Raw genomic sequence first — 13,579 nt, forward strand, 5'->3', positions numbered from 1 at the left:
GACACGTTCCGCGTGCCCGCCGCCCTCATCGGCGCGACTGTCATAATATAACATACGTCACGAGTCCCGTCAACCCCTTTTTCCTCTTTCTTGCAAAAAAATGCGTCAAACTGACCATGCGGAGGTCATCCTTGGTTCCTTAATGCCCCGCAAGGCGTGCGATAAGAAGAACGACAACGCCTGGGATGCCAAAGAATCCCGCGATCAGTGCGCGCAGAAAGGTAATTTCGATGCCTGCCCCAAAAAGGTTAACCACCCAGAGAATAATCGCGCCGACGACACTGTTCGTAATGAGCTTCCACACGATGCGGAACGGCAACGAAATCACCTTGCCGAGGACGGCAAAGATCAAAACGGCGACCGCGGTTCCTGCAACGATATCCAAATCAAATCTCCCTTCTGTTTTCCATGGCGCGTGATAGCGTCACCTCATCTGCATACTCCAAATCGCCGCCCACGGGCAGCCCGTGGGCGATGCGTGTCACGCGGATTCCCATCGGCTTTAGGAGCTTTGCGATATACATTGCCGTCGCCTCCCCCTCAACATTGGGATTCGTTGCGATAATGACTTCCTGTATGTCCTCCTTGCCCGCGCGCAGGACGAGCTCGCGGATGCGGATGTCGTTTGGTCCCACTCCCTCAAGTGGAGAGAGGGCTCCGTGCAGGACGTGGTACACGCCGTCATAGTCGTTCATGCGTTCCATCGCCGCAACGTCCTGCGGCTGCTCAACGACACAGATCGTCGTGTGGTCGCGCTTCTCCGCCGTGCAGACGGCACATGGGTCGCTGTCCGTAAGGTTGAAGCAGACGGAACAGAAGCCGATCTTCTCCTTTGCTCCCGTAATGGCAGCGGCAAGACGCCTCGCACGCTCCATATCCATATCCAGAATATGGTAGGCAAGCCGCGTTGCTGTCTTTGCTCCGATGCCGGGGAGCGCGCGCAGCTGCTCGATGAGCTGCGTGAGGGGTGCAACCTGCTGCATCTTAGAGCAGTCCGGGCGGAAGGCCGAGCCCACTCGTCAGCTTGCCCATCTCCTGCGCCATCATGTCGTCCACCTTTTTCGTCGCCTCGTTGAACGCCGCCGAGATGAGATCCTGCAGCATCTCGATGTCCTCAGGGTCAACTGCCGCGGGCGCGATAATGAGGCTCTGCACCTGCTTTTCACCGTCCATGACGACCTTCACTGCGCCGCCGCCCGAAGAAACCTCGACCGTCTTCTTGCGCAGCTCATCCTGCATTTTTTTCATATCCGCCTGCATCTTCTGGACTTTTTTCATCATGCCGGCCATATTTCCGCCGCCGTTAAACATAGTATCTCTCCTCCATTATTGGTCCTCTTCCACCGCTCCGCAGTTCCGCCTTCTCCGAGGAAATGGCGGGCGCAGTGAGCTGATAGAGGCATCCACAAAGCACCCGAAAGTACTCTTAGCCTAGCAAAATCCGTCCGCAACGTCAAGCCTGCGCATCAGGCGGAAGCTCATCATCAAACATCTCTGCTTCCTCATCGGGCGTTGGCTCATACGTCTCGCAGTCATCCTCTTCCGCCTGCTTCTGCTGCGGCGGGGCAGGCTTCTTCTCCGCCGCGCGCGGCGGTGCAGGTGACGTTACCTCCTCTATGCGTGCCCCATCGCCCGCAACTTCAAGCAGTGCCGCAACAGGCGCGGGATAGTCAGGAGAGGCTTTGATCGGCGGTGCAGGGACAGCATCCTCCTCGCCGCCTGTGCAGACAACGGAGAGCGGACGGCCTGCCAGCGCCGTCATCACCTCATCAAACACGGCACGATGACGTTTCGCAATGTAGTCACGCGCCATATCTGAAGACGGTCGGATGAAAAAATGCGTCTCCGTCATCCCCTCGTATGCTGCCCCCGAAAGAAGCGATGCCGCGAGCCGATTCCGCTCCTTGAGCCGCACCTGAAAACTCTGCCAGACCTTCATGTCGAGCTGACGTGGTGCACCGTCTGCCGCCACTTTTGCGGCAGACGATGCAGCGGATTTCGACGCAGTTTTAGGTGCTGTGGTGCTGTCCGCCTTCGCCGTGCGGGGGCGCGGTGTCGGTGCAGGAGGCACTCCCCCCGCGGCGGATATGGGTGCAGATACGCTGCCTGCGGCAAGGCGCGCTGCCAGTTCTTCGACCTGCGCTTCAAGCCGCGCGATATGCGCAGCATCCGCGCTGCCTGGATGAGGTGCGGCAGCCCCCACCGACACAGCCGCTCCATCTGCATGACATAACTCGATCAACAGTGTCTCCGCCGCGATGCGCGGCTGCGGTGAGGTGCGCAGATCCTGCATCGTCTCATTGAGTCGGCGCAGAATTGTCATGATCTCATCTTCGGAGAACTGCGCCGCATCCGCACGCAGCTGCTCTGCATCGCCCGCGCAGAGCTCTGCTGCGCTGATTGTACCGCCGACCCCTGCAATCATCAAACTGCGGAAGTACTGTGCCAGCTCCACGAGCACCTGCCTCAGCTCGCGCCCATTCTGCAGGAGCTGACTAAGCTGCGTGATCAGTGCCGCCGCGTCGCGCGCGGCAATCTGCTCTGCCATCTGCCGAATCCATGCACGTCCGACGAGGCCGAGTGCCTCCTGCACGCGCTCCGCTGTCAATGTCCCCTCTGCAAGAGCCGTACACTGATCGAGAATCGAGAGAGCATCGCGCATTCCGCCGTCCGCCTGAACCGCAATGATGCCGAGTGCATCCTCCTCCGCCTCAATTCCCGACTCCTTGCAGACATAAATAAGGCGATCGCAGATCTCCGTCACCGTAATGCGATGAAAGTCGTAGCGCTGACAGCGCGACTGGATCGTCGCAGGCACCTTGTGCGGTTCCGTCGTTGCGAGAATAAAGATCACACGCTCGGGCGGCTCCTCAAGCGTCTTAAGGAGGGCATTAAACGCTTCCGTCGTGAGCATGTGCACTTCGTCAATGATGTAGATTTTATAAAGCCCCTCCGTCGGAGCAAACTTCACCGACTCGCGCAGATCACGGATCTCGTCGATGCCGCGGTTGGACGCCGCGTCGATCTCGAAGACATCCATTGACGATCCGTCGCTGATGCTGCGGCAGGAGTCACAATGCCCGCACGGCGTCAGCGTCGGTCCCTCGGCGCAGTTGAGGGCACGAGCAAGGATCTTCGCCGTGCTCGTCTTCCCTGTGCCGCGCGGGCCCGTAAAGAGGTAGGCATGGCTGATCTGCCCGCTCGTCACTGCGCGGGAAAGCGTGCGGCTGATGTGCTCCTGTCCCACGAGATCGGCAAAGCGCTCCGGCCGCCACCGCCGATAGAGTGCAACGTACGCCACGGTGCACCTCCTTTTTGACAAATAAAAAACAGCCCGTCACGGGCTGCACTGTTCCGATTTCTCCCACGGCAGACCGCAGTTCCCAGGCGCCCTCGCGGCACATGAAACGATCCGCTTACCGCTGCTTCCTTCCGGACCTGACGGGGTTCACAGGGCTTCATTGCGCGAGACCAGGGCACTGCAGCCCGCCCTGAGAAAAATCAATAAAAATGGCGGAGAGTGAGAGATTCGAACTCTCGGTACGGTATCACCGCACACACGCTTTCCAGGCGTGCTCCTTCAACCACTCGGACAACTCTCCACAGTGCTCTCACATGAGAAGCTATTCATTTATGGGACAACAACATAGGGTAGTCTACATGGTTTATGAATTCTTGTCAAGGGAAAAATGAAGGACTGCGGCATATCCATACCGCAGCCCGCCAAGTCACCATTATGCCAGCACGCGTGAGAGCCGCACAAGCTCCGGATCGAGCGTCTTGCTGTTGTTGACCGCCTCGAAGAGGTTGACCCCCACAACCTGCCCCTCGTTGAAACTGTAAACCACATCGGTCACACCCGAGATGATCGCAAGTGCCGCCTTCTCACCGAGCATCGACGCCTTGATGCGGTCCTCCACCGTCGGCGAACCGCCGCGCTGAATGTGTCCGAGCACCGAGACGCGCGTATCGATCTGCGTCTTCTCTCCGATGATCTTGCCGATCTCAACGCCCGAGCCCGCGCCCTCTGCGACGACGATGATGCTGTAGCGCTTGCCGCGCTCATACATCTCCTTCAGTTCCAGACTAATCTCCTCAAGATCAAACGCCACCTCCGGCACGAGGATGTACTCCGCACCGCCCGCGATTCCTGACATCATCGCCAGCCAGCCTGAGTGACGCCCCATGACCTCGACGATGATGATGCGGCGATGTGCCGACGCCGTATCACGCAGCTTGTTGATCGCATCGACGATCGTGTTGCACGCCGTATCGCAGCCAATCGTATAGTCCATGCCCCAGACATCGTTGTCGATCGTGCCCGGCAGCCCGACGATCGGCATTCCCGTCTCCTTGCTGAGAAGCGAGCCGCCCGTCAGGGAGCCGTCGCCGCCGATGATCACGAGCCCCTCGATATTGCGTTTGCGGAGATTCTCATAGGCTGTCTTGCGCCCCTCGGGCGTCATGAACGTCTTGCTGCGCGCCGTGCCGAGGAACGTGCCGCCGCGCTGGATGAGATCGCTGACGCTGCGCGACGTGAGCGGCTCAATATCGTCGTGCACCATGCCGCTGTAGCCGTTGTGCACACCGTAGACATCGACGCCCTCATAGAGTGCCGTACGCACCACAGCACGTGCCGCCGCATTCATGCCGGGGCTGTCTCCCCCCGACGTGACGACCGCGATTGCCTTTTTCAGCATAAAACCATCCCCCGTCTCGATCCTGCGCTCACGCGCGTATTGTTCTTGCTCTCTATTCTACGAAAGCGCGCATCAAAAGTAAAGACTTTCACAGAAAAAAGAAAGAGGAACTGCTGCATGAAGCTTTTCGCTTCATGCAGCGCCCCCCAAACATGATCTTATTTTTCTTATTCGTATTTCTGCGCGTGAAACTCATCCTTGTTCCATGCCATTATGCCGCGCTGATTGGGCAGTATGGCGGGATCAAAAATGGGATTCTTCCCTGCCGTCTTCTGCGCAAAATAGTCGCGGAGCACCATCCGCGCATAGGGCGCAAGCCGCGTAATCGCGTAGAGATTCGTGAGACAGATCATCGCCATGAAGAGATCCGCGAGGTTCCAGACGAGCTGGAACGCAGCGACACAGCCGAAGAACACCATCACGACCACGGCGGCGCGGTAGAGATTGAGCGCCGTCTTTACATTCGCACCGAAAAAGTGAATGTTGATCTCGCCGTAGTAGTAGTTGCCGACGACCGAGCTGAACGCAAAGAGGAAAATCAGAATCGAGAGGAGCGACGAAGCCCACGTACCGAAGACGCTCGCGAGCGAATCCTGTGCGAGTGCGATGCCGCTCACGTCGCCGCCGATCGTATACTGCCCCGTGAGAAGCACGATGAACGCCGTCGCCGAGCAGACAACCCACGTATCGACGTAGACGCCGAACGCCTGCACCAGCCCCTGCTTTACCGGATGGGTCACGCTCGCTGTCGCCGCCGCATTCGGGATCGAGCCTTCGCCCGCCTCATTCGAGAACAGGCCGCGGCGGATCCCCGTGAGGATCACCGTGCCGATGCCGCCGCCGACCGCCGCCTGCGGGCTGAACGCATCGTGCAGAATGAGGGCAAACATCCCCGGCACGGCATCGATGTGCATGACGACAATGATGAGCGCGATGAGGAGATACAGCCCCGCCATGATCGGCACGAGGAACGTCGTAAACGTCGCGATGCGGCTGAGCCCTCCAAAGATCACGAGTGCCGCCAGCACCGAGAGGGCGATGCCCATGATCCACGTCTCCACGCCGAACGCCTTCTCCACCGAGAGCGCAATCGTATTCGCCTGCACCGAGACGTAGATCAGGCCGAACGTCACGGAGATCAGCACGGCAAAGAGCTTTGCCACGGCGGGCTGACCGAGTGCATTCTGGATGTAGTAGGCAGGGCCGCCGTGAAAGAGCCCGTGGCCGCGCGGAATCTTATAGATCTGCGCGAGCGTGCTCTCTACGAACCCCGTCGCCGTCCCAACGAAGGCAATCGCCCACATCCAGAACACCGCACCGGGGCCGCCCGTCACAATGGCGATGGCAACGCCCGCGATATTGCCGACGCCGACACGCGATGCCGTGCTGACACAGAACGCCTGGAACGACGAGATCGCCTTGCGCCCGCTCGGGCGGCGTCCGAGATCGCCCGCAAGGAGGCGTACCATCTCGGGCAGCGCACGCAGCTGGACGAGCTTCGTCGAGAGCGTGAACCACAGTCCGCAGCCGACAAGAACAACGATGATGATATAAGTCCACAAAAAGTCGTTGATCGCCCCCACAGCCGAGTTGAGAAAATCCATCGTATCACCCTTTCCTATAAAAACAGTCTCCATCATACGCGAAAAAAAAGCCTCTTGTCAAATTGCATCCGTGTATTCTTTCATATTTTGGGAAATACAGAAAATAAATCTGCTGACAGGCTGTATGGTATGCACAGCATCTTTACTTCTCTTTCAAAAGAGTGTAAAATGTTGATAGTTGTAAACTCAGGGATAAAAAGACGGGGGATATGTCATGCTGAAAAAGACAAAAATTATATGCACACAGGGTCCTGCCACGGATCCGGACGGCATCGTCGATGCACTCATCGAGAGCGGGATGAACTGCGCTCGCTTCAATTTCTCCCATGGCTCGCACGCGGAGCATCTGGAACGCATCAAAAAGGTACGCGCTGCGGCAGAGCGCTCGGGCAAGGTAATCTCGCTGATCCTCGACACCAAGGGACCGGAGATGCGTCTCGGCGAATTCGCCGCCGGCAAGGTACACCTCGAAAAGGGCAACAAATTCACCCTCACATATGACGATGCGCCGGGTGATGAGACACACGTCAGCGTCAACCACAAGAAGCTCTACACTGAGGTCAAGCCGGGCGACAAACTGCTGCTCTCCGACGGGCTGGTGGAGCTCGTCGTCGATGAGATTCGCGGCAAGGACATCGTGACCACCATCCTGAACAGCGGGGCGATGTCTACGCGTAAGCGCGTCGCAGCGCCCGGCATTGAGCTGAGTCTGCCCGCTATCTCCGAGCAGGATGAACGCGACATTATCTTCGGGATCGAGAACGATATGGACTTTGTCGCAGCATCGTTCATCCAGCGCCCTGCGGACGTAGAAGAGATCCGTCACCTGATCGCAAAGCACGGCGGTCACATGGAAATCATCCCGAAGATCGAGAACCTCGCAGGCGTCAACAACTTCGACGAGATCCTCGCTGTCTCCGACGGAATCATGGTGGCACGCGGCGACCTCGGTGTCGAAGTTCCCGCAGAGGACGTCCCTGTCCTCCAGAAAGAGATTATCCGCAAGTGCAACGCGGTCGGCAAGCCCGTCATCGTCGCCACGCAGATGCTCGAATCCATGACGGAGAATCCGCGTCCGACGCGTGCTGAGGTCTCCGATGTCGGCAATGCCATCTTCGACGGTGCAGACGCGATCATGCTCTCCGGCGAGACAGCAAACGGCAGCTACCCGGTCGAGGCAGTCAGAACGATGAACACCATCGCTCTGCGCTGTGAAGCATCGCTTGAGTACGACACACTCATCCGCGCACGTCAGATCCGCGAGCGTTCCTCCACAACGGATGCCGTCTCTCACGCAACGGTTCAGCTTGCCTACGAGACAAGTGCCACCGCCATTCTCACACCGACCCAGTCCGGCTACACGACGCGCGTCGTGTCGAAATACCGCCCAAAGGCGACCATCGTTGCCTACGCGCCGAGCCCAATGGTTGCACGCCACATCAACCTGCGCTGGGGCGTCTACTCCATCCAGGGACGCAAGTGGACGAGCGCCGAGGACATGCTCGACTCCTGTACGCAGAGTGCCCTCGAGAACGGCTACGTCGACCACGGCGACAAGATTGTCATGGTCTCCGGCATGACCTACAACGAGGGCGGTGCCATCGCCGTCCGCGTCACGACGATTCACTAAACGGAGCAAATGCCCCCTATACGGCTTACACAGCCCGCTGCATCTGTATATATCCCATACTCCTCCGCTCGCGGCAGGGGAAAGGGCTCGCAAAGCGGCGGAGGGGAAAATGGGAAGGGCTGATGTACGGAACAGAATGCTTCGTACATCAGCCCTTATTGATGAAAGGAGCTTTTCTATGGAAATGATTCACAGCGATAGCGCCCCCGCCGCTCTCGGGCCCTACAGCCAGGCGATGCGCGTCGGCAGCCTCGTCTACACCTCGGGGCAGATCGGCATCGACCCTGCCGTCGGCAAGATCACCGCAACGGACGTGGCAGGACAGGCAGAGCAGGTCTGCAAGAACCTCGCCGCCGTCCTCAGTGCTGCCGGTACCGACCTCTCGCACACCATCAAGACCACCTGCTTCCTCGCGGACATCGCGGACTTCGCCGCATTCAACGATGTCTATGCCCGCCACTTCACGGGCAAACCCGCCCGCTCCTGCGTCGCTGCAAAGGCCCTGCCCGCAGGTGCACTCTGCGAGATCGAGGTCATCGCCGAAGTCTAAGACAATATTTTTCACCGAAGCACAAAAACGGGACGATCTTGACCTGACCCCCAAAAGTTAGATTTGAGGGATCTAACTTTTGGGGGTCACTACATATCGATCGTCCCGTTTTCTATGTCCGTATCGTTACTCCATCACCATCGGCTCGATCTGCTCATCCTTCATAAAGCGGCTGAGCTTCTGCACGCTCGCCATGAGATTGCGGTAGTTCTCCGGCGTCAGCGACTGCGGTCCATCGGAGAGGGCTCGTGCGGGATTCGGGTGCACCTCGATGATGAGCCCATCCGCTCCTGCCGCGATAGAGGCGAGGGACACGGGCTTAATCATGCGCCACTTTCCCGTACCGTGACTCGGGTCGGCAATGATCGGCAGATGCGAGAGGTGCTTGATCGCGGGAATCGCGCTGACGTCAAACGTGTTGCGCGTATACGTCTCATACGTGCGGATGCCGCGCTCACAGAGAATGACGTTCGGGTTGCCCTCATTCATGATATACTCAGCAGCGTTCAGCCACTCGTCGATGGTCGCGGCGAGTCCGCGCTTCAGCATGACGGGCTTGCCCGCACGTCCAACCGCACGCAGAAGGCCGAAGTTCTGCATATTGCGTGCGCCGACCTGCAGAAGATCGGCGTAGGCGGCGACCGTGTCCACTGCCTCGACCACCGTGACCTCCGTCACAACGGCAAGGCCCGTCTTCTCACGCACCTCGGCGAGGTACTTCAGCCCCTCCTCCTCGAGTCCTTGGAACGCGTAGGGCGAGGTACGCGGCTTGTATGCACCGCCGCGGATGAACTGCGCGCCGCCTTCCTTGATGATCTCTGCTGTTTCGAGCAGCTGCTCACGCGACTCCACTGCGCAGGGTCCCGCCATGACCACGGGCGTGCCGTCACCGATCTTGACGCCGCGGATATCCACCACCGTCGCGGCGGGATGGAACTCGCGGCTCGCGAGCTTATAGCTCTTCGAGATCGCGACTGTCGTCTCAACGCCGTGCATCGCATCCAAGGGCGTTGCGGCGAGCTTCGTCTTGTCGCCGATCACGCCGACGATCTTCTGATGCGCGCCCTCCATCACCTTTGCTTCGAGACCTTTTTCCTCAATTGCCTGAATGACGCCCTCAATATCAGCCTGCGTGGCATCCGCATTCATAATAACAACCATCGTAAAACTCCTTTATCCCTAAGGAAGCACTGATAAACTCAGCACCGCCGTCTTAGTACATCTTTTTCGCCCTGTCTGTGCCCTAGAATCCTCCACATAGCTCTTGCTATGCGTCCGGTTTGCTGCCTCAATCGGACAAAAATCTACGCTAATCTGAGAGCCTGTTTTATCAGCGATTCCCTAAATCCCTAAAAAACAGCGGTGCTCCCTATTCATTGTGAGCGAGATGTACCGGAAATCGCCCCAACTCCTTCAGCCAGATGCTCCGCCGTGCGACGGCGGCGATCGCCTCCTCTGCGGCATCGCTGTGCGCATCGAGATCAAAAAAGAAAAGATACGCGCCCAGCTCCGTCCGTGCAGGGCGAGACTCAATGCGCGTGAGATTCACCTCGCGGCGGGCAAACTCACCGAGGACATTGTAGAGTGCCCCCGGACGCGAACCGTCGATCTGTGCCACCAGCAGCACCGTATCGGGTGCTGCGGGGGGCGATGTTTCCTGCGCACGCACGACCTCAAAGAAACGTGTGCAGTTCGCTCCGCTGTCCTCAATCCTGCCCGCGATCTCCACCAGACCATTCAACACACCTGCCCGCCGCGTACAGATCGCCGCCGCTCCCGCATCTACAGGCAATGCACCAACCATCTCCGCCGCACGCGCCGTGCTCGCCGTCTTGATGAGCTCCGCCTGCGGGCAGTACTGCAGGAGAAACGTCCCGCACTGCGCGATGGGCTGTGCATGAGAGTAGATCGTACGGATCTCCACATCTGCGCGCCGCGCCATCAGATAGTTGTGGACAGGCCAGATCACCTCACGGTTCACACGCAGAACATCCGTGTGTGCGAGCACATCGAGCGTCACGGCGATTGCCCCCTCGAGGGAATTCTCCACAGGGACAAACGCCGCATCCACCGCTCCCGTCTCCACCGCATGAAGACACGCCCCGATATCGCCATAGCAGACAATCTCGCGGTCAAGTTTCTGCCACTCCACGAGATAGCGTGCCGCCGCCTCACTGTGCGTCCCCGCGGGGCCGAGCACCCCCATCGTCTCTTTCACCAGCACGCCCTCCTCATACAAAAAGACGTATCATATCATACTATATGTACGGCTCGTTGACAAGTCTATTGCGAAACACTTTCATTACTATATCATCTCCCCCAAGGTTCACCAATATGTTATAATCATTCAAGGAAACAGTAAAGGAGCAGCTATGACCCCAAACGATTATCTGTCCATCCTGCACGTCATCGCAGGGCTCAAGGAGCGTACGCGCCACGCTTGGATGAAATCCGGACGACAGGAGAGTGTCGCCGAGCACAGTTGGCGCATGGCGCTGATGGTGTATTTTCTGCACGACCAGTTCCCCAAAGCCGACCTCACGCGCGTCCTCCTCATGGCGCTCCTGCACGACGTAGGAGAGGTATTTACAGGCGACATCCCAACCTTTGAAAAAACAGACGCCGACCGTGCCCGTGAGCACGAGCTCCGCGACAAATGGATCGCCGCACTGCCCACTCCCTACACGGAGGAGATACGTGCCCTTTTTGACGAGATGGATATGTGTGAGACCGAGGAAGCCCGCCTCCTCAAGGCACTCGACCGCATGGAGGCAGTCATCACGCACAACGAGTGTGGTCCTGCTGCATGGCTGCCCCTCGAATACGACCTGCAGCACACCTATGGCGTGAAAGAGTCAGCGTTCTCTCCCGTACTCAAAGGGCTGCGCGCAGAGGTAAACCGTGAGGTCGATGAAGTGATCGCATCATTGCAAAAGGAAGATGAAAGATGAAAACGAACTATGGCAATTGGATCTCCGCACCGATGATGAAAACTCTCGCATCCATTGCGGGCGGACTCTACATGTTCACCGCGCTCTATGCGCTCATTTTCGACCGCGTGACGGCCCCCTTCTTCATCCTTTTCATTCTCTCCTTCGTCGCAACCGTTGTCGTCATCTATATGTACTACTGCCGCCGTGTATTCGACTTCGAAGGCGGCGGGCTCATGCGCCGCATTCACAGCTATCTGCTCGATCATCTGCCGTGGGACGGCCGCGGCAGGGTGCTTGAGGTCGGCTGCGGCTCGGGCGCACTCAGCATTGCCGCAGCGAAACGCTTTCCGCTCGCTGCGGTACAGGGCATCGACTACTGGCCGCCAATGTGGAACTATGGGCAGGCACAGTGCGAGACAAACGCCGCCGCCGAAGGCGTCGCAGATCGCTGCACATTTCAGCACGGTGACGCAGCGAAACTCGACTTCCCCGACAATCATTTCGACGCTGTTGTCAGCAACTTTGTTTTTCACGAAGTACGCACGCAAAAGGACAAATTCATGCTCGTTGAGGAAGCTCTGCGCGTACTGAAAAAAGGCGGTGCGTTTGCCCTGCATGACACCTATGGGAACAAGGATATGTACGGCAGCATGGATGAATTCGTTGCCTGCCTCAAACAGCATGGCATTGCCGACGTATCCTACCTCCCGAATACCGAGCGAAACATCCCCATGCCCGCCCTCCTCCGCTTTATGCTGCGCGGTGTCGGCATGCTTTATGGAACAAAGTGACTTGTGCCGTAGACGAACGTTTTACTGTAAATTTCGAAAGGAAACGGTCACCGCATCCATAGAAAGGACGATCACCATGAAACTCTCCACACTGCCCGCTGCCCTCGCTGCCGCCGCTCTCCTCTGCGCCCCCCATTCCTTCGCTGTGCCTGCGCCCGCATCAAAGGACAGTGCACCAAGCATCCCGCGGCCTGCGTTCCCTGCCGAACTCCCGCAGACGAAAGTGATTGACGCGAAACTCGCTGCGAGTCTGCCCTTTGCTCTTCCCGCCCCACATTTCGACATCCTCACCGTCCCCACACAGCCCCCCGCCGAGGTCACCATCCTCGGTGAGCCCATTGCATCCGAGGAGCAGATGCTCGCCTGCCTCCTCGCCCGCAACCCAAAGCCAAAGCTCACGGGCTCTCCCAAGGAACTTGTCCACGCCTACTACGAGGAAGCAGAGCGCGAGGGCATCCGCCCCGACGTCGCCCTCGCACAGGCGTACAAAGAAACGGGCTTCTTCGCCTACGGCGGCGACGTGGACTGGCGGCAGAACAACTTCTGCGGACTCGGCGCAACGGGGAACGGCGCAAAGGGACTCTCCTTCCCCGACATGCGCACGGGCGCGCGCGCGCACATCCAGCATCTCCTCGCCTACGCAAGCACAACGCCGCCGCACAGCCCTATTGTTGATCCGCGCTATGACCTTCTCCGCACAAAACGCCCCGACATCTTCGGCAAACTCACGCACTGGGTACAGCTCAACGGCGTCTGGGCCGTCCCCGGCACCACCTACGGACAAGGTATCCTCGCCATCCGTGACCGCGCTGCTCTCCCTGACGGCTCCGACGCCTCCCTCCATGCCGCCAACGCGCGCATCATGCAGGCGGCCGACGTCGACGGCTACATCTATCGCGGACTCGTCTACCTCCACCGTGGCAATGCCTCTGCCGCACTCGCTGACTTTAACGCCGCACAAAAACGCAGTACTCGCCGCCCCGAACCATACCTCGGCATTGCCCTCACACACACGGCGACAGGCAACCGCAAAGAAGCCCGCCGTGCCTACGAGGCATACCTAAGACTTGCTCCCAACGATGCCGGAGCACTCTACAACTACGGACTCACCCTCTTCACAGAAAACGCTCCTGCACAGGCAGTTCCCATCCTGCGTGATGCCATCCAACATAATGCACAAAATACCGACGCATACAGCGCTCTCGCCGTCGCCCTCATCCATACGAAGGATTACGCAGGTGCATGGAAAACCCTCGCAGACGCTGCTGCCATCGCCCCCGCGAATCCTGACATCCTCATCAACCAGATTCTCCTGCAGGCATGTCTGAAGGAGACGGACGCCAAGAAGGGGAAGAAGAAATAAATACCTAG

At 58.7% G+C, this 13,579-nt stretch carries 13 protein-coding genes, 1 tRNA gene and 1 other RNA gene; 5 read left to right on the forward strand and 10 right to left on the reverse strand.

Features of this window, described 5'->3' with window-relative positions; all coding sequences use genetic code 11:
- Positions 1-139: 139 nt before the first annotated feature.
- The 8 genes from HMPREF0908_RS05620 to HMPREF0908_RS05650 form a co-directional block, all read right to left on the reverse strand.
- Positions 140-385, reverse strand: coding sequence for a pro-sigmaK processing inhibitor BofA family protein (locus HMPREF0908_RS05620; RefSeq protein WP_006690476.1), 246 nt, complete (start codon positions 383-385; stop codon positions 140-142).
- A 1-nt stretch (position 386) separates the two neighbouring features.
- Positions 387-983, reverse strand: coding sequence for a recombination mediator RecR (recR, locus tag HMPREF0908_RS05625; protein ID WP_006690477.1), 597 nt, complete (start codon positions 981-983; stop codon positions 387-389).
- Between the two features lies 1 nt (position 984).
- On the reverse strand, positions 985-1,311 hold the full coding sequence (locus tag HMPREF0908_RS05630) for a YbaB/EbfC family nucleoid-associated protein (RefSeq protein ID WP_006690478.1): 327 nt from the start codon (positions 1,309-1,311) through the stop codon (positions 985-987).
- A 142-nt stretch (positions 1,312-1,453) separates the two neighbouring features.
- Positions 1,454-3,301 (reverse strand): DNA polymerase III subunit gamma/tau, encoded by a 1,848-nt coding sequence (dnaX, locus tag HMPREF0908_RS05635; protein ID WP_006690479.1) that lies wholly within the window; start codon positions 3,299-3,301, stop codon positions 1,454-1,456.
- 77 nt (positions 3,302-3,378) lie between these two features.
- An RNA gene (gene ffs, locus HMPREF0908_RS11425) (signal recognition particle sRNA small type) lies at positions 3,379-3,478 on the reverse strand.
- Positions 3,479-3,511: 33 nt separating this feature from the next.
- Positions 3,512-3,602: transfer RNA gene (locus tag HMPREF0908_RS05640), tRNA-Ser, on the reverse strand.
- 132 nt (positions 3,603-3,734) lie between these two features.
- Positions 3,735-4,700: a 6-phosphofructokinase gene (gene pfkA / locus HMPREF0908_RS05645; protein WP_006690480.1), complete on the reverse strand. Its 966-nt coding sequence runs from the start codon at positions 4,698-4,700 to the stop codon at positions 3,735-3,737.
- 167 nt (positions 4,701-4,867) lie between these two features.
- A complete protein-coding gene (locus tag HMPREF0908_RS05650) occupies positions 4,868-6,304 on the reverse strand; it encodes an alanine/glycine:cation symporter family protein (RefSeq protein WP_040572591.1) in 1,437 nt (478 codons plus the stop codon).
- A 214-nt stretch (positions 6,305-6,518) separates the two neighbouring features.
- Here HMPREF0908_RS05650 and pyk point away from each other — a divergent pair, with 214 nt between their 5' ends.
- Positions 6,519-7,934 carry a pyruvate kinase gene (gene pyk / locus HMPREF0908_RS05655; protein ID WP_006690483.1) on the forward strand — a complete coding sequence of 472 codons (1,416 nt, stop codon included), beginning with the start codon at positions 6,519-6,521 and terminating at the stop codon, positions 7,932-7,934.
- A gap of 178 nt (positions 7,935-8,112) precedes the next feature.
- Positions 8,113-8,484 carry a RidA family protein gene (locus HMPREF0908_RS05660; protein WP_006690484.1) on the forward strand — a complete coding sequence of 124 codons (372 nt, stop codon included), beginning with the start codon at positions 8,113-8,115 and terminating at the stop codon, positions 8,482-8,484.
- Between the two features lie 126 nt (positions 8,485-8,610).
- Here the strand turns inward: HMPREF0908_RS05660 and aroF are convergent, their stop codons facing one another.
- A complete protein-coding gene (gene aroF / locus HMPREF0908_RS05665; RefSeq protein WP_006690485.1) occupies positions 8,611-9,645 on the reverse strand; it encodes a 3-deoxy-7-phosphoheptulonate synthase in 1,035 nt (344 codons plus the stop codon).
- 208 nt (positions 9,646-9,853) lie between these two features.
- Entirely contained in the window at positions 9,854-10,702 is an 849-nt protein-coding gene (gene pheA / locus HMPREF0908_RS05670; RefSeq protein WP_040572533.1) for a prephenate dehydratase, read from the reverse strand.
- A 154-nt stretch (positions 10,703-10,856) separates the two neighbouring features.
- Between pheA and HMPREF0908_RS05675 the strand changes: the two genes are divergently transcribed.
- From HMPREF0908_RS05675 to HMPREF0908_RS05685, 3 genes are all read left to right on the forward strand, one after another.
- Complete coding sequence (locus HMPREF0908_RS05675) at positions 10,857-11,435, forward strand: HD domain-containing protein (protein ID WP_006690487.1); 579 nt, start codon at positions 10,857-10,859, stop codon at positions 11,433-11,435.
- Positions 11,432-12,208 carry a class I SAM-dependent methyltransferase gene (locus HMPREF0908_RS05680; RefSeq protein WP_006690488.1) on the forward strand — a complete coding sequence of 259 codons (777 nt, stop codon included), beginning with the start codon at positions 11,432-11,434 and terminating at the stop codon, positions 12,206-12,208. The genes HMPREF0908_RS05675 and HMPREF0908_RS05680 overlap by 4 nt, the downstream gene beginning before the upstream one ends.
- Before the next feature lie 76 nt (positions 12,209-12,284).
- Complete coding sequence (locus HMPREF0908_RS05685; protein WP_006690489.1) at positions 12,285-13,571, forward strand: glucosaminidase domain-containing protein; 1,287 nt, start codon at positions 12,285-12,287, stop codon at positions 13,569-13,571.
- Positions 13,572-13,579 lie beyond the last annotated feature (8 nt).

Source organism: Centipeda flueggei ATCC 43531 (assembly GCF_000160695.1).
GTDB lineage: Bacteria > Bacillota > Negativicutes > Selenomonadales > Selenomonadaceae > Centipeda > Centipeda flueggei.

Coding starts and splice junctions, on each gene's coding strand:
- HMPREF0908_RS05650 (WP_040572591.1), bottom strand. CDS start 6,304: ATGGATTTTCTCAACTCGGCTGTGGGGGCGATCAACGACTTTTTGTGG.
- recR (WP_006690477.1), bottom strand. CDS start 983: ATGCAGCAGGTTGCACCCCTCACGCAGCTCATCGAGCAGCTGCGCGCG.
- HMPREF0908_RS05630 (WP_006690478.1), bottom strand. CDS start 1,311: ATGTTTAACGGCGGCGGAAATATGGCCGGCATGATGAAAAAAGTCCAG.
- HMPREF0908_RS05675 (WP_006690487.1), top strand. CDS start 10,857: ATGACCCCAAACGATTATCTGTCCATCCTGCACGTCATCGCAGGGCTC.
- aroF (WP_006690485.1), bottom strand. CDS start 9,645: ATGGTTGTTATTATGAATGCGGATGCCACGCAGGCTGATATTGAGGGC.
- pyk (WP_006690483.1), top strand. CDS start 6,519: ATGCTGAAAAAGACAAAAATTATATGCACACAGGGTCCTGCCACGGAT.
- pfkA (WP_006690480.1), bottom strand. CDS start 4,700: ATGCTGAAAAAGGCAATCGCGGTCGTCACGTCGGGGGGAGACAGCCCC.
- HMPREF0908_RS05685 (WP_006690489.1), top strand. CDS start 12,285: ATGAAACTCTCCACACTGCCCGCTGCCCTCGCTGCCGCCGCTCTCCTC.
- HMPREF0908_RS05660 (WP_006690484.1), top strand. CDS start 8,113: ATGGAAATGATTCACAGCGATAGCGCCCCCGCCGCTCTCGGGCCCTAC.
- HMPREF0908_RS05680 (WP_006690488.1), top strand. CDS start 11,432: ATGAAAACGAACTATGGCAATTGGATCTCCGCACCGATGATGAAAACT.